The organism is Subtercola sp. Z020 (genome assembly GCF_002931235.1).
Taxonomy (GTDB): Bacteria; Actinomycetota; Actinomycetes; order Actinomycetales; family Microbacteriaceae; genus Subtercola.
Map to the genome: position 1 here is coordinate 38,224 of NZ_PSTT01000100.1, position 18,503 is coordinate 56,726.

Below are 18,503 nucleotides of genomic sequence, written 5' to 3' on the forward strand. Positions count from 1 at the left end.
TTCCTTCTCTTCGATACGTTCGTGAACGCCCGACCCGACTGCGAACCGGGTCGAGCGATGATTCAGCCGACGCGGCCGACCGTGACCCTGATGGCCGTGGGCGCAGTCTGCCCGGCGTCGGTGAAGTGGCTGCGGAGTGCGTCGTGGGCACGCCGGCAGACCACCGTCGAGGGTTCCTCGCCGGAGACCCCGATACAGGCCATGATGGCGAGAGTACCCGTTTGGTGAGCCGGGTCGGGAGGTCGTCGTCTGTGTCGTCGTTCATCGGGCCACCAGGTTTCCGTCGTCGTCGAGGTCGGCGTCGGTGACGTCTCTGTCGACCGCGTCGACGAAGGTCGAGACGACGACGCTCACCTGCACGGGGGCTCCGAGCATCTCGAGGTCACCGTCGAGGTGGGTGCGTTCGACGAGCAGCCCGTCGGTCTCGTCTCCGACGTCGCGCACGAGGGCGCGCACGGCCCCTTCCGAGAACCCCAGGTCGGCGCCGGCGACATCGTGGGCGAGCGCGTGCTGCGCGGCGGCCGGATTCTCGAGGTCGGGCAGGTCTTGCCACGCCGTCACGAACGTCTCCTGAACGACGTCGTCGGCGTCGGAGGGGGTGACAATGCGGGCCGCGTACGCCCGCATGAGGGAACCGTAGCGCTTCATGAGGATCTCGAACGCCCGAATGTCGCCGTCGGCGGCACGGCTCGCGACGGTGCGGTCGTCTGCATCGCTCAGCGACTCCCGTCCGGGCAGTGACACCATCACAGAATCTTTCCCGAACATCGTGATCGGCCCACGTCGGAGCGGGCGCGGCTGCCCGAGACGGAGCATATCCCGCACGGCATCGTGCCGGTAGGGGCCGGGCGGGCTTCGCCGATTGTGCAAGGGCCCGGATGCCGCGTCCCTCGCCGTGGGCTTTCTCTGCGCGGGAGTGCTGATCATCGTCGGCGGCGCGGGGATCTCGACCGCGCTGGTGCTCGCCAGGATCATCCGGGGCCAACGGCCGGTGTATCGCGCCTACCGCCAGTACCTGGGGCGATCGATTCTGCTCGGTCTCGAGTTTCTGGTGGCGGCCGACATCATCCGCACGGTGGCGGTGACGCCCACGCTCGACAGCGTGGCGGTGCTGGCGGCGATCATTGTGATCCGCACCTTCTTGAGCTTCTCGCTCGAACTCGAGATCACGGGGCGGTGGCCGTGGCAGACGAAGAAGGCGGCGTCGGCGGAGGCGGACCCCGCCCTCGGCTCGGGCAACGCGGCGGCCTGACCGCCGGCAGCGCGGTGGCACCGGCGGTTCGTGCCGTGCGGGGGGTGCGTGCTCGATAGGCTCGCGAAATGTTCGCCACACGATTGCGGTCGCTCCGTCGGTTCTGGCCCGGCGTGGTCGCCGTGCTCGTGGCTTCGATCGTCTACGCCGGCGTCGTGATGCTGTACACGGGAGGGCTGCGACAGTCGGCGCCCGAATGCCAGCAGGTCATCGCCGGCGCCGACGACGTGGCGGGTGCCGTCAGCGCGGCGGACGCCGACCGTGTGGACACCGCCCGGGTCGACCTCTTTCCCGCAGCCGTGAACGCCGCCGGCCAACGGCTCGACTTTCAGCTCACACTCGACCCGCCCGACAGTCTGATCGCACCCGACGGCTTCACCGCCAAGCAGGCCATCAGCCTGCTCACCTTCCCCGTCGACGGGTCGCGCGTTCTGACCTTCCCGGCCGGTGAGGCTCTCGGCAGCTCGGCACAGTCGGACTATGCGGCCGGCGTTGTGGAGGAGTGGCCGTTCGACAGCTATACCGCCGAGCTCACGACGTTCGCCTTCACCGGGGAGGGCGATTCGCGCGTCGCCATTCCGACGACGGTGTGCCTCGACGACACGGTTCCGGGCTGGCAGATGCACACCAGTCTCAAGACGGATAGCAAGAACACCGTCACGACCGCCAATGGTGTCGTCGAACTGCCCACCGTGAAGATCATCGCCACGCGGTCGGCGAGCACGGTGGCGTTCGGCATCGTGCTGCTCGGGCTGATGGCGGTCATCCCGGTGCTCGTGCTCTTCGTGGCCATCAGCGCCTACGTCGGTCGGCGAAAGGTCGAGGCCACGCTGACGAGCTGGATCGGCGCCATGCTCTTCGCGGTCATTCCGCTTCGCAACTTTCTGCCCGGTTCGCCGCCGGTCGGCTCGTGGATCGACTACCTCGTGGTGCTGTGGGTGATCGTCGGGCTCGTCGCCGGGCTCACCATCTACGTGCTCGCGTGGAACCGGTGGGGCACCCGAGCGGCCCGGCGATCATCCGGAACCGGCAACGGCACGACCGGAACCGGGAACGGCACCACCGGCACCACCGGCACCGATCCGAGCACCGATTTGGGCCCCGAGAGGTAGCTTGTCAAGTCCTGTCAGCCGACCGGCGCCCGCGGCAAAATACCGCGCATGAGATACCTCCACTACGCCGGCGGGCACATGCTGCTCGCCGATATGACCTGCAAGGCCGTACTCCGCTATTCCCGGGCGCTGGCGATGGCGGGGCAGTCCGATGTCATCACTGTGCCGGTCATCACCGACGGCGGCAGCCAGGCGTCGGCACATCTGCTCATCGGACCAGCCTCCGAATTCTTCTCCACGCCCGTGGAGCACGCGAGCGACGAGCCCTTCGACAAAGAGGTGATCGAGCATCTCGAACGGGAGACCCGACGACTGCAGCCCTCCCGGCCCGTCTGGGGCGAAGAGATGCTCGACATCCCCGACATCAACTTCGACTACGACCTCGAGGTCGAGAGGTGATGTGCGGCCGGTTCGGGATGCACGGCTAACCCAGAAGACGGGAGCGCTGCAGGCGGTGCAGGGGGTCGACCGCTTGCGCCGCCGCGATGGCTCGTTCGAGGTGCGCCGGGGGGAGCGCGTTCGGCACACCCGCCGCGCCCTCGATCCATGAGCCGGGCGTGGTGCCGGCGTCGACGGCGCTCCAGACCGAACGCAGTCTCGCGAACGTGGCATCGATGCGTTCCCGCGGGAAGAGATCGAGCGACCCGACGGCGTGGAAGATGAAGTCGCCGGGCGGGTCGACGACGGCGCCGCCGCGGCGGGAGAGCGGGGCGCCGGCGAGGTGCCGCACTTCGACCATCACCACGGCCGCGTCGTCGGCGAGGGCTTCGGAGAAGAGCGCCTCGGCGATGCCGGGGGTCGAGGCGCCCAGCCAGCGGGCGTCGCCGATCGCCGGGGTGGCGACCGGCGGGTCGAGATGGATGCGGGCGAGCCCGGCAGCATCGGTCGGGCCCCACGTGTTCAGCAGAGGCTGGGCCACGGCGCTGAGGGCGTCGAGCAGGGGGCGCGCCCCCTCGGGGCCATCGGGGTCCGCGATCGCCAGGTGCAGGGCGGGCCGGCCGCGGAGCTCTGCGGGGAATGTCGGCAGCGGCGGTACGTGCAGCACCGACAGGCTCGACGAGACGCTCGCGCCGAGCTCGGGCAGGGCGGCGGCCCACGCCTCGACGAGCTCGGGCAGGGCATCGACCGGCCAGAGTAGGGCACCGGCGTGCAGGTTCGGGGCCGGCACCAGATCGAATTCGAGGGTATGGGCGATACCGACTCCCCCGGCACCCCGGAAGGCCCAGATCGCCTCGCGGTCGAGCTCCTCGTCGGCGTCGTCTCGGGCGGTTCGCTGCTGCCCGCTGCCGTCGACGTAGTGCACCGCGCGCAGGGAACTGCTGGCGAGGCCGTTGCGGCGGGTCATCCACCCGATTCCGCCACCGAAGGTGTACCCCGAGACGGCGACGGAGGGCGAGGAACCCGCGAGGCCGAGCAGGCCGTGCTTCTCGGCGGCAGCGTTGACGTCAGACCAGGTGACGCCGGCTCCCACGACGGCGACCCGGGCATCCGGATCGATCGACACCTTCGTGAGAGCCGAGGTGTCGAAGATGACCGTTCCCTCGTCGACCGGCGCGCCCGCCCCGTGGCCGGAGGCCTGGGGAACGACCCGCAGGCGGCGACCCGTCGAGTGCTCGAGTTCGGCGACCGCTTCGAGGGCGACGGTGAGGTCTGCTGCGCTCGTGATGACCGCCACGCGAGCGGGATGCTGCGTCACCGACGAGGTGTGCGGGCGGGTGGCGGCCGGGTAGGCGGGGTCGGTCTCGTCGACGAGCACGGTGGATGCGGCGGGGGCGGTCACGACCGGGCCGCTCCGCCGCCGCCGAGCTGGGGCAGCACGCCGACCTGCTGGAAGACCTCCATCAGGTTCAGTTCGTCCCAGTGCTCGGCGAGAAGGCCGTCTTCGATGCGCCAGATGTCGATGCTGCGCATCTCGACTGCTGCGCCGGTCGCCGGGATGCCCATCAGCTCGCCCGTGTGCGTGCCCCGGTAGATGAAGCGGCCGACGACCCGGTCGCCGGCGACGATGACGTCTTCCATCGTCACGGCCACGTCGGGCAGGCCGGCGAAGAACATCGCCCAGAACTCGCGGTTGGCCTCCGGCCCGTCGGCGACGACGACGTTGTGGTTGATGTACTGCGGGGCGATGAACGCGTCGACGAGGTCGGCGTCGTGCGTGTTCAGCATCGTCAGGTAGGTGTCGACCAGCTCGCGGGCTTCCATGGTGCTCTCCTCCGGTTGGGCTAGCGTTGCTAACCATTAGCGATGCTAGCGCTAGGGGGCGAGGCGTGTCAATATCAGCGCTAGCGTTTCGAGCGCCGCTACACTGAGGCATGACCATCCAGGACCGACGGAACCGCGACCGGCTGTCGCAGCGTCAGCTCATCACGTCCACCGCGCGCGCTCTCGCCGGGCGGGAAGGCTGGGATGCCGTCACGACGCGTCGCCTGGCGGCCGAGATCGAGTACAGCCAGCCGGTCATCTACAAGCACTTCTCGTCGCTCGACGACATCGCCGACGCTGTCGCTCTCGACGGTTTCGGCGAGCTCGCCGCCGCCCTGGCCGAGGCCCGCCGGGCTGCAGCGCCGGGCGACGACGTACGGGCGGTCGCGCACCGCTACGCCGCCTTCGCGAGCGACGCGCCCGCGGTCTACGACGCGATGTTCTCCCGCTCGACGCGCCTGCGTTTCGGGCCCGGCTCCCCCACAACACCCTCTGCCGCGTTCGCCGAGCTGCGTGCTGCGGTCGCCCCCCACGCCGGCGAGGCTGACGCCGAGACGCTCACCGAGGTGTTGTGGGCCGGTCTGCACGGCCTCGTCGTGCTGCTGCGGAGCGGCCGGCTGCGGCCCGGCCACGACACCGCCCGCATCGACCTGCTGGTGGGCCGGCTGCTGCCGTGACGCCCGGGCGTGACGCGCGCCCCTGACGCCCTCGCCCTCACGCCCCTGCGATCAGCCCCGGATCCACGCTCGCGCGAGAACGGGATCGGGTTGCGGCGCAGCGGCCAGGAGCTCACGGGTGTACTCGGAACCCGGGGCCGCGAACAGCTGCGCCTTCGGGGCGTGCTCGACGACACTGCCCGACCGCATGACGTAGACGTCGCCGGCGACCTTCTTCACGACGGGCAGGTCGTGGGTGATGAAGAGGTACCCGATGTTCCGTTCCCGCCGCAGCCGGTTCAGCAAGTTCAGGATGCCGGCCTTGACCGAGACATCGAGGGCGGAGACAGCCTCATCGGCGATGATGATCGAGGGATTGAGGATGACGGCGCGCGCGATGAGCACCCGCTGGCGCTGGCCTCCGCTCAACTGGTGCGGCAACCGGTTGGCGTACATCTCGGTCGGTTGCAGGTCGACGATCGCGAGCGCCTCCCGCACCTTCTCCTCGACCGCAGCCCTGCCGGTCGCTGCGCCGTGCAGCCGGATCACTTCGGCGAGGATGTCGCGCACCGACTTGCGGGGGTTGAGCGCCGCCGACGGATCCTGCAGCACGCACTGCACCGACGAGCGGAACGCCATCTTCTGCGCTCTGCTCATGGAACCCAGCGGAACACCGTCGAACGCGACCTCTCCCTCGTCGGGAGCGATCAGGCCGAGCAACATGCGGGCCACCGTGCTCTTGCCACTGCCGCTCTCGCCGACCACCGCGGTGAAGTCCCCGGGCGCGACCGCGAGCGTCACGTCGTTCACCGCCTTCGCTCCCGCCGTTCGGCCGCGACCGAACGTCTTCGAGACATGTGAGGCTGTCAGTATCATCGTCACTCCTCAGCGGCGGCTTGCGTAGTCGCCGACGTACAGGTCGGGGGTGCTGTCAGAGAGGCTGGTCACACAGCGCAGAAGCTCCTTGGTGTAGGCGTGCTGCGGTTCGTAGAAGATCTGGTCTGTGTTGCCCGACTCGACGATCTCGCCGCGGTACATCACGTAGACACGGTCGCAGAGACCCGCGACGACGGCCAGGTCGTGAGTGATCAGGAGAAGCGCCGTGTCGAGTTGCGAGACACTCTCGTCGAGGGATTTCAGTACCCGTCGCTGCACCGTCGCATCCAGAGCCGTCGTCGGCTCGTCGGCGATGATGATCTCGGGAGCCTTCGCGAGGGCGATGGCGATCAGAATGCGCTGCCGCATGCCCCCGCTCAGTTCGAAGGGGTAGCGGTCGGCGACCGTCGCCGGGTCCGAGAGGCCGGCGAGGGTCATGAAACGGTGCGTCTCCGCCCACGAGCGGTCGGTCGAGCGGCCCTTCAGCAGCGCTTCCCTCACCTGGCGCCCCACCTTCATGGTGGGGTTCAGGAAGCTCGACGGGTCTTGGAAGATCATCGCGATCCGCTTCGAGCGGATGTCGTCCCAGACGGATCGGGATGCGCCGACGAGCTCGGTGTCCCGAAAGCGGATCGAGCCGCCCACGCGCACGAGGGGCGACTCCGGCAGCAGGCCGGACATCGCCCGCACCGACACGGACTTTCCCGACCCCGACTCGCCGACGATGCCGACTCTCTCGCCGGCCATCACCGTCAGGTCGACGCGCCGAACGGCGTCGACGGACTGTTTGCGGCCCGTCGGCAGCGTCACGCTCAAACCGTGCACCGAGAGCAGTGGCGTTTCACTCATCGCAGATCACCTTCGTTCTGATCGATCCGGCTCGGTCGGCCGGGTGGCTCACTTGACCCTGCCGAGAGTCGGGTTGAGGCTGTCGTTCAGGGCATCGCCGAGCATGTTCGCTGACAGAACGACGATGAAGATCGCGATGCCCGGCAGGAGGGTGAGCCACCAGGCCGTCTGCATGTAGCTCTGCGCGTCGAAGAGCAGGGCTCCCCAGCTGGGCCGGTTCGCATCCCCCAGCCCGAGGAAGGCGAGTGACGATTCAGCGAGAATCGCGCGACCGACGGTGAGGGTGGTCGCGACCAGCACGGGCGGGAAGGCGTTCGGGAGCACATCCGACCAGAAGATACGGAAGGAGGAGAACCCGGCCGCGCGCGACGACTCCACATAGCCCAGTTCCCGGATGCGCATGCACTCTGCACGCACGATGCGGGCCACGCCCGGCCACATGGTGATTCCGAGGATCAGAATGATCAGCGGCAGACTGGCCCCGATGATGGCGACGGCGACCAGCGCCAGGATGATGCTCGGGATGACCTGGAAGAATTCTGACACCCGCCGCAGCACCGCGTCGGCGACACCGCCGTAGAAGCCGGCGAGACCGCCCACGAGAAGGGCGACGGTGAGGCAGATCACCGCGACAGAGACGCCTACCAGAAGGGAGCCCTGGCCGCCGACCATCAGCCGGGCCAGCAGGTCCCGCCCGAGCGAATCGGTGCCGGCCAGGTTGGTGGAGTTCGGTGCCGCCAGCACGGGGAAGTCGGTCGCCGACGGGTTCAGGCTGAAGAAGGGGCCGACGAAACAGAAGATCACGATCGCTGCGAGTACGACGAGGTACAGCACCGTCGTCGGGCGGCGGAAGAACTCGCCGGCCGCACTGTGCCTGCGGTAGAGCTGCGGGTCGGTGGGCCGTTGGTCTGCCAGAGCAGGCCCCACAGGCAGTTCGACGGCAGCCACATTCACGGGGTCGCTCATACGTTCACTCCTCGCGACATTCGGGACCGGGCGCGGATGCGCGGGTCGACAAGACCGTAGACGAGGTCGGTGAGGATGTTGACGATGACGACCGTGATCGCGACGACCAGCAGGATGCCCATCACCACCATGTTCTCCCCCGTCTGGATCGAGGTGTACAACAGCATTCCCATCCCCGGCCAGCCGAACACCTTCTCGACTGTCACCGCGCCTGCGAGGGTGAAACCGAGGCTGTAGCCGATGACTGAGACCATCGGCAGCATGGAGTTCAACAGCCCGTGACGACGGAGGATCTCGAAGCTCGAGAGCCCCTTCGACCTCGCCGTGTCGATGTAGTCCTCCCCGAGAACGCCGATCATGGTCGACCGCATGATGCGCGCCTTGAACGCGAGCTCGGGAATGGCGAGCGCGATGAGCGGAAGGATCAGGTGCGGCACAGACAGCCCCTTCGACCCGTACGACGCCATGCCCTGCGCGGGGAGCCAGCCCAGGCTGACGGCGAACAGCATGATGAGGAGCAGGGCCAGCCAGAAACTCGGAATGGAGAAGCCGGCCACCGCGGCGAAGGAGATCGCCCCGTCTTTCACCTTCGACCGGGTTCGGGCCGCCGCTGTGCCGAGCAGTATTCCGCCGATCGAGGAGATGACCAGGCTCGGCAGAGTCAGCACGAGCGTGTTGCCGAGTCTCTGCAGAATCAGTTCGGTCACGGGCTCGCGATTGGCGAACGAGTACCCGAGATTGCCGGTGGCGACGTTGGCGACGTACGAGACGAATCGCTCGAAGAGCGGGCGGTCGAGCCCGTACGTCGCCGTCATCTGCCGGCGGAACTCCTCGGTCACCGGCACCTGGCCGACGAGCGACTGGATGGGATCGCCGGGCGCGATCTCCAGGAGAAGGAACATCACCAGGATGACCACGAATATGAGCAGTACCGACGATCCGATCAATCGCCCGTAGTACCTGAGCCAGTGCACATTCACTGCGTCATCCTCTTCTGTTCACCCGATCCGTCACTCGACTGCTCGGCGCATCACTTGGCGCGGAGCGCGCCCCAGGTCCAGACATCCGTGCTGTTGAACTGGTCGATGCCGTTCCACTTGTCGGCACGGTAGGCGGTGATCTGGTTGTACGAGATCAGGGGCGCAGTGCCGAGGTCTGCAGCAACGGCATCCGCTGCGGTCTTGAAGGCGGCGAGGCGCGCGGCGGGATCGGAGACGGCGGCAGTGGCAGCGAATGCACCGTCGATCACGGGATCGCACACACCCGTGGGGTTGCGGTAGCTGCCGTTGGTCGGATTGCAGATGAACGCGCGTGCGACCCCGAGGCTCGGATCGGCGTAGGCGCCGAGGGACTGCAGCGCGAAATCGAAATCGTGCTGTGTGTAGACGGTGTCGGCGAACACCTGCGTGTCCTGCCCGACCAGGTTGACGTTCACACCGATCTTGCCGAAGCTCGTCTTGATCAGATCGGCCGTCGTCGCCCACGAGGCGTTGTCGGTGCGGTAGGTGACGTTCATCGAGAACCTCGTGCCGTCTGCGCCGGCGGGGTAACCGGCGGCGTCGAGCATGCGGCCGGCCTCGTCGAGGTCGAAGTCGAACTCCGTGGTGTAGTCCGTGGCGGGGTCGATGGCCCAGGTGACCTGGTTCGGTACCGGCGAGACCGACGGCGTGCCCGTACCGAGAAAGACCTTCGACGCGATCTCGTCGCGATCGATGGCGTGGTAGAGCGCTTTTCGCACGTCGGCATTCTGCAGGGTCGCCGAGGCGGTGTTGAAGAAGCCGTAGAGGTGTTCCGCCATGGCGGCGGAGTCGAAGGCGAACCGGTTGTCGGATTTCAGAGTCTCGACCTGGTTGAGCGGAAGCATCGTGGCGAGGTCGACCTCGCCGCTCTGGAAGGCGAGCGCTCGCGCGTTGGAGTCGGGCATGACCCGGTAGACGACCTCGTCGACATCGCCCTTCTCCCCCCAGTAGTCCTCGTTGCGGTCGACGATCACGGAGTCGCCGCTGGTGAAGGAGGTGAATTTGTAGGGACCCGTGCCGACCGGCTGCAGATTGGCGGGGTTGGTGGCGATGTCCGTTCCGGCGTAGAGGTGCGCGGGAAGCATCATGTGACCCGCCAGGGCCTGGATGAAGGGGGCGAACGGCGACTTCAGGCTGACGATCACGGTGAAGTCATCGGGCGTCGACGTGTGGTCGTAGACCGCAGCGATCGGCGCACCCAGGGGGTGGATCGGGATGACCTCATCGAAGTAGAACTTCACGTCGGCCGAGGTGAAGTCGGTGCCGTCGTGCCATTTCACGCCGTGACGGAGGTTGAGCGTGAACTCCGTGGAGTCGGCGTTGGCGCTCCACGATTCGGCCAGAGCAGGCACGACCTCGTAGTCGGTGTTGAGGTTCACCAGAGGATCGAAGATGGAGCGCCCGACGAAGGTCGCCGACCCGTCGTTGGTGACTCCGAGGTTGAACTGGGGCGGGTTCGAGGGAATCGCGACGACGAAGACATGATCGCCTCCGGCTGAGGGTTCCGATGACGCCGAGCAGCCGCTCACGACGATCGCGCTGAGGGCCACCGCGGCCGCGGCGAGCATCCATTTTGTTCGTTTCACAGTGAATACCTTCTCTTCTTCGGGTGGTACGTGAGTGCAGGGAACGAGGTCAGCCGGCGGAACCCAGAGGAACGCCGCTTCGCTGATGGGCCATCTCGATGGCGCCGACCCAGCACGATGAGGCGCCGAGTTCGGCCGCTTTCATCGGGATGGCGCGACCGTGTTCGGTGATGATGAGAGACCGGGCGATCTCGACGGCCCTGGTGCGGTAGTCGGTGGCCCCGGTGCCGAGTCCACCCCCGATGACGACGCCGGCAGGGTCGTACATCATCACCATCGTGGCGATGAGAGCGCCGAGGTGGAACGCTGCGTGCTCGACGATCTGCAGGGCGCGTGCATCGCCTGCGCGGGCCGCCGCGATGACCGGGCGGGCATCACGGGCCTCGGGCCCGGAGAACTCCCGGGCCAGGGCGGGGCCCGAGCAGATCTTCTCCACATCGGCGAAGTCGCATCGCTCCCGTTGGCAGCGGGCCTGAGGGGTGTAGCCACTGAAGTACGCCGAATTGTGGGCGCCGTTCAATGGCGTGCCATCGATGACGAAACTGTGGGAGATTCCCGTACCCACCGTCACGTACAGCAGATGGTCGAGCGTGCTGCCCGCTCCCCTGGTGTACTCCCCGACGGCGCCAGCGGCCGCGTCGGCGAAGACCAGGGCCCTGCGATCGGGTCGTTCGAGAAGGTCTGCGAGCACCTGCCCCTTCCACCCGAACCAGCCCCTCGGGTCGCGGAGGGCGCCCCGGTGGTCGAAGGTGGTCGCCACGGAGACACCCAGAAGGTCGGCGCCGGCCACCTCCGACTGCGAGATCAGACGCTCGACGGTCGCGAGATTCGCGGCACCGTCGTAGGGCGTCGTCGACGCGGTACCCAGCAGCACGGCCTGACCCGACGCGTTCACGTAACCCGCCGCGATCTTCGTTCCGCCGATGTCGACACCGACGGTGCCGGGCCGAGGGTCAGTTGCCGAGAACAAGAGTGTCTTCATCCGTCACGGAGTGGGAGGTGTAACGGAACTCACCGATCGTCAGCCCTGCCGACTCACCCCAGGTGTAGGCCAGGAACGCGGCGGCCAGGATGCTGACGAGGGCAGCGATCTCATCGTCGGCGCGGATGGGCACGTCGGCGTCTTCAGGGCCGACGACGATCACGTCGGAGACGATCTCGCGCAGCGCGGCAGCAAAGGCACGGTCGAGCTGGGCAGCGCGGCCCTGGGAGGCGGCGAAGACGATCGAGAGTTGGGACGGCGAGATCGCTTCGATCGGCCCGTGGCGGTAGGTGCTCGAGTCCCACGCAGAGGCGGGCACCCGGGCGATCTCCCGCACGATGAGCGTGCCCTGCTCGGCCGTCGCGCGAAAGGCACCACGGCCGAAGAACTCCACGTAGGCCGGTGCGACCGGGGCCAGTGCCACGACCTCGTGCAGCTGGCCGAGGGCAGAACGGGCAGCCTCTGCTGCCGAGTCCCAGTCGGCCTCGGGCTGGCCGGCGCGCAGACCTGCCAGGCGAACGAGGGTCGTGTAGGTGGCGATCCAAGGACCGAACGGCACGCGCATCTGCTTCGTCAAGGCTTGGTCGATGACGACGTCGCAGGCGCGTGCCAGATCACTGTCGACGTTGTTCGTGATGCAGATCAGGTTGGAGTACCCGAGCGCACGCAGTCGCTCTGCCGCGCGGATGGTCTCGACGCTCGTACCGCTCTGCGAGATGAACACGATCGCCTCGGAGTGCTTCGCCGTCACCGATTCGACGTGCAGGAGGTGGGAGGCGAGCTCTGCACGCGCATCGACGTCGCGGGCGAGGAATGCCTCGACGGCTGCCGACGCGGCGTTGTACGAGCCACCCATGGCCACGAACCGCACGGCGGATGCACGACGCACGATCTCGACCGCCGCGGCGGGGATCGTGCGCGAGGAGATCTCGGAGATCGTCGCGGGAACATGCTCGAACAGGGAGGGGAATTTCATGGAGGAATTGGCTTTCGCTCGGACCGCGAGTTTAATTCGGTCGGTTGACGAACAATCTATCGGCCTCGGCTGGGAACATGCAAGAGTCGGTTTTCGACGTGAGGCCGTCTGATAGCTTCCTGACATACGAACAACGGCAGATCGGATGACGCTTGGCCCACACCACGCTTTCGGACAGCGCCAAGAAGACGCTCGCATCTCTCATCGCGAACGGTTCGGAGAGTCGGCCGAACATCAGCAGAGCGACGAACCTGTCGAAGCAGACGATCTCGCTGGCGATGACGGAACTCGAGGGTTCGGGCTTCGTCGAAGCGAACGCCTCCCACCAGGGGCTCGTCGGCCGCGCGGCGCTGATCTACGACGTGGCTCCGAGGGCCGGCTGGCTGCTCGGCATCGACATGGGTTCCACGCACATCCGAGTGGCAGCGAGCACACTCACCGGCCATCTGATCCTGGAGCAGGAACACATCGTTCCGGATGCTCCGAACACCGCGAACGCAGACATGGCGAGCCAGGCCGGCGCAGTGGTCAGCGACCTCATTCGGCGGATCGGGCCCCTGCACGGGCCGTTGCGGAGCGCCTGCCTGGCGCTCTCGCGTTCCCTCATCGGCCTCCGCAACTGGCAGCAGGAGCCCGAAGAAGAACACCCCACCAGCGACCTGCCCGAGATCATCAGGCAGATCGGAATCCCCACCGAGATCCCCGTCTACGCCGAGAACAACGTGAACTGCGCGGCGGTGGGTGAGCTCCGCCACGGAGTGGCCGGCGGCGAGACCGACATCGCCTATCTGCAGGTGGGGGTCGGGCTGGGCGCGGGAATCATCAGCGGCGGGGGTGTACTGAGAGGTTTCCTCGGCCAGGGCGGGGAGCTGCGCAAGCTGCCCCTGCCGCTCTTCGCCCCGCTCCCGGGCGCCGCGAAGACGCCGGGCAGCCAGGAGGCACTCGCCGCCAGGGGGCTGATCGGCCGGTACAACCTCAGTCGCCACGGCGAAGGGGGCAGCGACGCAGCCTCTTCTGCCGAGGTCTTCTCCCGGGCCCGTGCCGCCCTCCCGCTCGCACAGGCGGCCATCGACGACGAGGCCAGGGGCATTGCGTACCTGGCTTCGGTTCTGGTCGCGACCGCCAGCCCGAGGCTCCTTCTGCTCGGTGGAGGCATCGGTCGCAACGCTGACCTGCTGCAACTCGTTCGCGACCATCTCGATCGGTTCGGCATCACCGTACCGATCGAGCACGGAAGCCTCGGTGAGGCGGCCACCGTGGCAGGGGCGGCTGCGATCGCCGCCGAACAGTACCTGGCCGACCTTCTCGACGGCCATTCCGCCACGGCGATCTCCAGTTACCGGTCTCGGTGGGCCCTGCCCGCCGAGGGGTGAAATCGGGCGAAACAGAGGGCTTGCGCACCCCGAGGAGCACGACCGATACTGTTGCCGCGAAAGCGAGGCTGAGATCGAGTGCCCTCCTGGCGCCCCCTTCCGCCACGCCTTCGTCTTGTCTGATACGCACCGAAGCGAATCGAGGAGACCGCGATGATGAGTGCACATTCCCGAGGAATTCCACCCCTCTCTGGCCGGGTGCGAGACGCCCGCTCCGAGCGGGCGACGACGGGTGGCCCGCGATGAGGCCGCGGCTGGCCGCCGTCACGGTACTGGCCGTGGCGGGCGGGGCGTCACTGCTGGTGGAGCAGCAACGCCGACGACGAGACCCGCAGCAGAGCGGAGAAGGGGAGCCCGCGTCGCGCTGGCGATCGGTGACGGTCATTCTCCCTCTCGACGAGGTGGCGCCCGGCGGTTCCCTGCCCGGTTCCCTCACCACCTGGGGACCAGACGTCGAGACGAGGGTGCGCCGGGCGCCGGGCGACAAGGGAACCGAGATCTCTGCCCGTTTTCGCCGCAGCGCATCCGCCGACCGCTCGAAGAGAGCGGAAGGGGATCGCGCACGCCGGCTTCGCCGGTCGCTCCGCGAAGCGAAGCAACTGATCGAGGTCGGCGAGATTCTGCGGGTCGATCCGACGCCCCACGGTCGCAGAAAGGCGACTCCGATGGGCGCCGTCGTCGAATTCGCGACCGATCGAGGAGCTGAGGAGGGACTGCTGTGAAAGCGTTGTGTTGGACAGGTGTCAACAAGGTCGAGGTCGAGAAGGTGGACGACCCGACGATTCTGAACGACCGGGACGTCATCGTCAAAGTGCGGTTGAGCACCACCTGCGGCTCCGACCTGCACCTGCTGGGCGGGTACATCCCCACGATGCGCTCGGGAGACGTGCTCGGCCACGAGTTCATGGGCGAGGTGGTGGAGGTCGGCTCTGCGGTGAAGAACCACCGCATCGGCGACCGGGTGGTGGTGTGCTCGTTCATCGCCTGCGGAAAGTGCTGGTACTGCACCCACGAACAGTTCTCGCTCTGCGACAACGGCAATCCGAACCCGGGCATCACCGAGACGATGTGGGGCTCCCCCATCGGCGGCTGTTTCGCCTACAGCCACGCGCTCGGCGGTTTCGCCGGGAGCCATGCGGAGTACATTCGCGTGCCGTTCGCCGACCAGGGCGCCTTCACTGTTCCCGATGGCGTCTCCGACCTCGCCGCCCTGTTCGCCTCCGACGCCGCCCCGACCGGATGGACCGGCGCCGACCTGGCCGGCATCACCCCCGGTGACACCGTCGCCGTCTGGGGCGCCGGCGGGGTGGGGCAGATGGCCGCACGGGCGGCGATGCTGCTGGGTGCGGAACAGGTCGTCGTCATCGACCGCCTGCCCGAACGCCTCGACCAGGTACGACGCTTCATCGGCGCGGAGACCCTCGACTACACGAGGGAGAACATCTTCGCCGAACTGAAGGAGCGCACCGGCGGTCGCGGGCCAGACGTCTGCATCGAGGCCGTGGGGATGGAGGCGCACAGCACCGGCCCCGCGTACCTGTACGACCAGGTCAAGCAGCAGCTGCGGCTGCAGTCCGACCGGCCGACCGCGTTGCGCGAGGCGATCTACGCCTGCCGCAAAGGAGGCAGTCTCTTCGCCCTGGGTGTCTTCGGCGGGGTCGTCGACAAGTTCCCCTTCGGCGCCATCATGAACAAGGGCATGACCGTTCGGGGAGCCCAGCAGCACGGTCACCGTTACATCCCGGCCATTCTCGACCGTATCGCTGCCGGCGAGATCGACACCGAGCACCTGGCCACGCACATCCTGCCGCTCGATGACGGGCCCCGGGGATACGAGATGTTCAAGAACAAGGAGGACGGCTGCGTGCGAGCGGTGTTCCAGCCCGCAGCGTGACCGAGGGCGACGGCACGAGCCGTCGCCGCAGTGAGAGGAGAGGAGAGGAGAGGAAAATGAAAGCAGTTGTGTACGACGGTCCGCGGAAGGTCAGCGTCAGGGAGGTGCCCGACGCGCGGATCGAGAGACCCACCGACGCCCTGGTCAGAATCACGACCACGAACATCTGCGGCTCCGACCTGCACATGTACGAGGGCCGGACCGACTTCGAGACCGGCCGCTGGTTCGGTCACGAGAACCTCGGCCAGGTCATCGAGGTGGGTGACGCCGTCGACAAGATCAGCGTCGGCGACTACGTCGTGCTCCCCTTCAACGTGGCCTGCGGCCACTGCAAGAACTGCGAGCGCGGCTTCACCAACTACTGCCTGACCGCCCAGCCGAAGAAGGAGTGGGCGGGCGCCGCCTACGGGTTCGCAGACATGGGGCCGTGGGCGGGCGGGCAGGCCGAACTGCTGCGGGTACCCTGGGCCGACTTCAACTGCCTGCGCCTCGGAGAAGACGCCGAAGACAAGCAGAACGACTACGTGATGCTCGCCGACATTTTTCCGACCGGTTATCACGCCACCGAACTGGCGGGCGTGCAGCCGGGCGACCAGACGGTCATCTACGGTGCGGGCCCCGTCGGGTGCATGGCGGCATACTCGGCCATTCTGAAGGGTGCGAGCAGGGTCATGGTCGTCGACCGCCACCCTGACCGCCTGAAGAAGGTGGAGGAGATCGGCGCGATCGCGATCGACGACTCCGCCGTCGACCCCGTCGAGGTCGTCAACGACCTGACCGCGGGCCTCGGCGCCGACAACGGCTGCGAATGTGTCGGCTACCAGGCGCACGACCCCGACGGTGACGAGCATCCGGATGCCACACTCAACCGCCTGGTGAGATCCGTGCGGTTCACGGGCAGTATCGGCGTCGTCGGCGTCTACGTGCCACAGGATCCGGGCGCCAGCGATGAGCTCGCCAAGAGCGGCCGGGTCGCCTTCGACTTCGGCGAGTTCTGGTTCCGCGGCCAGTCGATGGGCAGCGGGCAGTGCCCGGTGAAGAAGTACAACAGGCGACTCCGCGACCTCATCGCGGCGGGAAAGGCGACACCCTCGTGGGTGGTCAGCCACGAGCTCCCGCTCGATGATGCCGTGGAGGCGTACGAGCACTTCGACAACCGGGAAGCCGGCTGGACGAAGGTCGTGCTGCACCCCGACACAGCACTGGCGGGGGTGTGACATGGCTGACGAACTGAACGGGCGGCGCATCGCCATTCTCGCCGCCGACGGGGTCGAGCGGGTCGAACTGGAACAGCCCCGGCAGGCCCTCGACGAAGCGGGAGCCGTCACCACGTTGCTCTCGCTCGACGAGGGAGAGATCGCGGCCCGCGACCACGACCTGGCCGACGCTGGAACGTTCACGGTTGACGGGAAGGTGTCGGATGCGAGCCCCGCCGACTTCGACGCTCTGCTTCTGCCCGGGGGCACCGTCAATCCCGACAAGCTGCGCACCGATTCGTCGGCCGTGGCGTTCGTGCGCGACTTCGTGGACTCGGGCAAGCCCGTCGCCGCGATCTGCCACGGGCCGTGGACCCTCATCGAGGCCGACCGTGTTCGCGGGCGACGGCTGACATCGTGGCCGAGCCTCCGCACAGACCTGCGGAACGCGGGCGCAGAGGTGGTCGACGCGGTGGTCGTGACCGACGGCACCCTCACCACGAGCCGGTCGCCCGACGACCTGCCCGCCTTCTGCGATCGTCTGCTGCAGGAGTTCGCAGGAAGACCGCCGGGGCAGTGAACCGGATCATCTCCGCCCGACGCGCCGCTGTGTGCGTAGCGGTGGGTGCGGCCGTCGGCGTCATCGTCGGCGTGGCGGCCGCACCCGCCCTCGCCCCGCTCGCGGGCTGGTGCACCGCGGGCGGCGTCGCGCTCATCTGGGTCTGGCGCATCTGCTGGCGGCAGGATGCAGCGGGAACGAGGCGGCTCGCCCAGGAGGAGTCGACCTCGCGAGTCACCGACAGCACCATCGTCGCCGCCTGCCTGGCGAGTGTCGCCGCAGTGGTGATCGCTCTGGTGCAGGCGGGGAACCAGCGGGACGATCCGGCATCGATCGCCCTCATCATCCTCGGAGTGCTCGGCACGATGGTCGCCTGGGCGCTCGTGAACACCGTCTACGCTCTCAAATACGCCCGGATGCACTACCTGGACCACGAGAACGATGCGTTCGACGTGAAGCAGCGCTCAGATCCCCTGTACAGCGACTTCGCCTACTTCGCCTTCACCATCGGCATGTCATACGCCGGCCCCGAGATCGAACCGACCGACAGCGACGTTCGGCGCAAAGCCCTCTTCCACGCGCTGCTGTCGTACTTCTTCGGCACGGTTCTGATCGCGGTGGCCATCAACCTCGTGACGAACCTCGGCCAGGGCTGAGGGTCGGGCCAGGGCTGAGGTGACGGGCGGGTCAGGAAGGGCGGCGTGGGCGGCGGAGCTCGGCGGCGTGCAGGCGGGCCCACACCTCCGCCGTGCGGCGATCGTGCGCTCTGAACCGCACGGTGCCGTCGAGGCACTGCACCACCACGGGGGTGTCGCTGTCGGAGTCCAGCCGCAGGTTCGCAATGTGCTCGTCGCCGATCCACACTTCTTCCCCGCGATACCGAACCAGGGTCTGGGATCCGGAGTCGTTGAGTTGGGCCACGCCAATACTCTGGCCCGCACTATTCGACCAGAACAGGGGTTGAAATTTTCCGGCGGCTTCGTTTGCGCGAGTGCAGGGACCTGC

At 67.7% G+C, this 18,503-nt stretch carries 22 protein-coding genes; 10 read left to right on the forward strand and 12 right to left on the reverse strand.

The features are described 5' to 3' along the window. Positions 1-62 precede the first annotated feature (62 nt). Positions 63-203: a hypothetical protein gene (locus tag C5B96_RS17425; protein WP_158507186.1), complete on the reverse strand. Its 141-nt coding sequence runs from the start codon at positions 201-203 to the stop codon at positions 63-65. A gap of 58 nt (positions 204-261) precedes the next feature. Next, entirely contained in the window at positions 262-747 is a 486-nt protein-coding gene (locus tag C5B96_RS17630; protein ID WP_104245822.1) for an RNA polymerase sigma factor, read from the reverse strand. Positions 748-862: 115 nt separating this feature from the next. Here C5B96_RS17630 and C5B96_RS13030 point away from each other — a divergent pair, with 115 nt between their 5' ends. The 3 genes from C5B96_RS13030 (at position 863) to C5B96_RS13040 (ending at position 2,763) form a co-directional block, all read left to right on the forward strand. Next, complete coding sequence (locus tag C5B96_RS13030; RefSeq protein ID WP_104245787.1) at positions 863-1,252, forward strand: DUF1622 domain-containing protein; 390 nt, start codon at positions 863-865, stop codon at positions 1,250-1,252. Positions 1,253-1,320: 68 nt separating this feature from the next. Beyond that, positions 1,321-2,364 carry a DUF4436 family protein gene (locus C5B96_RS13035; RefSeq protein WP_104245788.1) on the forward strand — a complete coding sequence of 348 codons (1,044 nt, stop codon included), beginning with the start codon at positions 1,321-1,323 and terminating at the stop codon, positions 2,362-2,364. Positions 2,365-2,412: 48 nt separating this feature from the next. Beyond that, entirely contained in the window at positions 2,413-2,763 is a 351-nt protein-coding gene (locus tag C5B96_RS13040; RefSeq protein WP_104245789.1) for a hypothetical protein, read from the forward strand. A gap of 25 nt (positions 2,764-2,788) precedes the next feature. Here the strand turns inward: C5B96_RS13040 and C5B96_RS13045 are convergent, their stop codons facing one another. After that, positions 2,789-4,144, reverse strand: a complete 1,356-nt coding sequence (locus tag C5B96_RS13045) for an FAD-binding oxidoreductase (RefSeq protein ID WP_199176652.1) — start codon at positions 4,142-4,144, stop codon at positions 2,789-2,791. After that, positions 4,141-4,566 (reverse strand): ester cyclase, encoded by a 426-nt coding sequence (locus C5B96_RS13050; protein ID WP_104245790.1) that lies wholly within the window; start codon positions 4,564-4,566, stop codon positions 4,141-4,143. The genes C5B96_RS13045 and C5B96_RS13050 overlap by 4 nt, the downstream gene beginning before the upstream one ends. 110 nt (positions 4,567-4,676) lie before the next feature. On the opposite strand from C5B96_RS13050, the gene C5B96_RS13055 reads away from it, so the two are divergent. After that, positions 4,677-5,243, forward strand: a complete 567-nt coding sequence (locus tag C5B96_RS13055) for a TetR/AcrR family transcriptional regulator (protein WP_104245791.1) — start codon at positions 4,677-4,679, stop codon at positions 5,241-5,243. A 51-nt stretch (positions 5,244-5,294) separates the two neighbouring features. Here the strand turns inward: C5B96_RS13055 and C5B96_RS13060 are convergent, their stop codons facing one another. From C5B96_RS13060 to C5B96_RS13090, 7 genes are read right to left on the reverse strand one after another with little or no spacing between them, the layout of a single operon-like run. Then, positions 5,295-6,098: an ABC transporter ATP-binding protein gene (locus tag C5B96_RS13060; protein ID WP_104245792.1), complete on the reverse strand. Its 804-nt coding sequence runs from the start codon at positions 6,096-6,098 to the stop codon at positions 5,295-5,297. A 9-nt stretch (positions 6,099-6,107) separates the two neighbouring features. Next, positions 6,108-6,947, reverse strand: a complete 840-nt coding sequence (locus C5B96_RS13065) for an ABC transporter ATP-binding protein (protein WP_104245793.1) — start codon at positions 6,945-6,947, stop codon at positions 6,108-6,110. A 48-nt stretch (positions 6,948-6,995) separates the two neighbouring features. Further along, the gene (locus tag C5B96_RS13070) at positions 6,996-7,913 is read right to left on the reverse strand and encodes an ABC transporter permease (RefSeq protein ID WP_104245794.1); all 918 of its coding nucleotides are present in this window, start codon (positions 7,911-7,913) and stop codon (positions 6,996-6,998) included. Further along, entirely contained in the window at positions 7,910-8,893 is a 984-nt protein-coding gene (locus C5B96_RS13075; protein WP_104245795.1) for an ABC transporter permease, read from the reverse strand. Before C5B96_RS13075 ends, C5B96_RS13070 begins: the two co-directional genes overlap by 4 nt. 50 nt (positions 8,894-8,943) lie before the next feature. Further along, positions 8,944-10,518 carry an ABC transporter substrate-binding protein gene (locus tag C5B96_RS13080; RefSeq protein ID WP_146078176.1) on the reverse strand — a complete coding sequence of 525 codons (1,575 nt, stop codon included), beginning with the start codon at positions 10,516-10,518 and terminating at the stop codon, positions 8,944-8,946. Between the two features lie 49 nt (positions 10,519-10,567). Then, complete coding sequence (locus tag C5B96_RS13085) at positions 10,568-11,500, reverse strand: ROK family protein (RefSeq protein ID WP_104245797.1); 933 nt, start codon at positions 11,498-11,500, stop codon at positions 10,568-10,570. Next, positions 11,472-12,476, reverse strand: coding sequence for an SIS domain-containing protein (locus tag C5B96_RS13090; RefSeq protein WP_158507187.1), 1,005 nt, complete (start codon positions 12,474-12,476; stop codon positions 11,472-11,474). Before C5B96_RS13090 ends, C5B96_RS13085 begins: the two co-directional genes overlap by 29 nt. A gap of 152 nt (positions 12,477-12,628) precedes the next feature. On the opposite strand from C5B96_RS13090, the gene C5B96_RS13095 reads away from it, so the two are divergent. The 6 genes from C5B96_RS13095 to C5B96_RS13120 all read left to right on the forward strand — a co-directional run bounded on the left by C5B96_RS13095 (position 12,629) and on the right by C5B96_RS13120 (position 18,154). Then, positions 12,629-13,849 (forward strand): ROK family protein, encoded by a 1,221-nt coding sequence (locus C5B96_RS13095; protein ID WP_146078177.1) that lies wholly within the window; start codon positions 12,629-12,631, stop codon positions 13,847-13,849. Between the two features lie 242 nt (positions 13,850-14,091). Next, a complete protein-coding gene (locus C5B96_RS13100) occupies positions 14,092-14,571 on the forward strand; it encodes a hypothetical protein (protein WP_146078178.1) in 480 nt (159 codons plus the stop codon). Next, on the forward strand, positions 14,568-15,743 hold the full coding sequence (locus C5B96_RS13105) for a zinc-dependent alcohol dehydrogenase (RefSeq protein WP_104245801.1): 1,176 nt from the start codon (positions 14,568-14,570) through the stop codon (positions 15,741-15,743). Before C5B96_RS13100 ends, C5B96_RS13105 begins: the two co-directional genes overlap by 4 nt. Positions 15,744-15,799: 56 nt before the next feature. Then, a complete protein-coding gene (locus C5B96_RS13110) occupies positions 15,800-16,960 on the forward strand; it encodes a glutathione-independent formaldehyde dehydrogenase (RefSeq protein WP_104245802.1) in 1,161 nt (386 codons plus the stop codon). Between the two features lies 1 nt (position 16,961). Beyond that, positions 16,962-17,519, forward strand: coding sequence for a type 1 glutamine amidotransferase domain-containing protein (locus C5B96_RS13115; protein ID WP_104245803.1), 558 nt, complete (start codon positions 16,962-16,964; stop codon positions 17,517-17,519). A gap of 29 nt (positions 17,520-17,548) precedes the next feature. Next, a complete protein-coding gene (locus tag C5B96_RS13120) occupies positions 17,549-18,154 on the forward strand; it encodes a DUF1345 domain-containing protein (protein ID WP_233189192.1) in 606 nt (201 codons plus the stop codon). Between the two features lie 31 nt (positions 18,155-18,185). Here C5B96_RS13120 and C5B96_RS13125 read toward each other — a convergent pair whose 3' ends face one another. Then, entirely contained in the window at positions 18,186-18,419 is a 234-nt protein-coding gene (locus C5B96_RS13125; RefSeq protein WP_104245804.1) for a hypothetical protein, read from the reverse strand. Between the last annotated feature and the right edge of the window lie 84 nt (positions 18,420-18,503).

What these genes read in the sequence shown, in the direction of transcription:
- C5B96_RS17425 (WP_158507186.1), bottom strand. Translation starts at nt 203, where the DNA reads ATGGCCTGTATCGGGGTCTCCGGCGAGGAACCCTCGACGGTGGTCTGC.
- C5B96_RS17630 (WP_104245822.1), bottom strand. Translation starts at nt 747, where the DNA reads ATGGTGTCACTGCCCGGACGGGAGTCGCTGAGCGATGCAGACGACCGC.
- C5B96_RS13035 (WP_104245788.1), top strand. Translation starts at nt 1,321, where the DNA reads ATGTTCGCCACACGATTGCGGTCGCTCCGTCGGTTCTGGCCCGGCGTG.
- C5B96_RS13040 (WP_104245789.1), top strand. Translation starts at nt 2,413, where the DNA reads ATGAGATACCTCCACTACGCCGGCGGGCACATGCTGCTCGCCGATATG.
- C5B96_RS13050 (WP_104245790.1), bottom strand. Translation starts at nt 4,566, where the DNA reads ATGGAAGCCCGCGAGCTGGTCGACACCTACCTGACGATGCTGAACACG.
- C5B96_RS13055 (WP_104245791.1), top strand. Translation starts at nt 4,677, where the DNA reads ATGACCATCCAGGACCGACGGAACCGCGACCGGCTGTCGCAGCGTCAG.
- C5B96_RS13060 (WP_104245792.1), bottom strand. Translation starts at nt 6,098, where the DNA reads ATGATACTGACAGCCTCACATGTCTCGAAGACGTTCGGTCGCGGCCGA.
- C5B96_RS13065 (WP_104245793.1), bottom strand. Translation starts at nt 6,947, where the DNA reads ATGAGTGAAACGCCACTGCTCTCGGTGCACGGTTTGAGCGTGACGCTG.
- C5B96_RS13070 (WP_104245794.1), bottom strand. Translation starts at nt 7,913, where the DNA reads ATGAGCGACCCCGTGAATGTGGCTGCCGTCGAACTGCCTGTGGGGCCT.
- C5B96_RS13085 (WP_104245797.1), bottom strand. Translation starts at nt 11,500, where the DNA reads ATGAAGACACTCTTGTTCTCGGCAACTGACCCTCGGCCCGGCACCGTC.
- C5B96_RS13090 (WP_158507187.1), bottom strand. Translation starts at nt 12,476, where the DNA reads ATGAAATTCCCCTCCCTGTTCGAGCATGTTCCCGCGACGATCTCCGAG.
- C5B96_RS13100 (WP_146078178.1), top strand. Translation starts at nt 14,092, where the DNA reads ATGAGGCCGCGGCTGGCCGCCGTCACGGTACTGGCCGTGGCGGGCGGG.
- C5B96_RS13110 (WP_104245802.1), top strand. Translation starts at nt 15,800, where the DNA reads ATGAAAGCAGTTGTGTACGACGGTCCGCGGAAGGTCAGCGTCAGGGAG.
- C5B96_RS13115 (WP_104245803.1), top strand. Translation starts at nt 16,962, where the DNA reads ATGGCTGACGAACTGAACGGGCGGCGCATCGCCATTCTCGCCGCCGAC.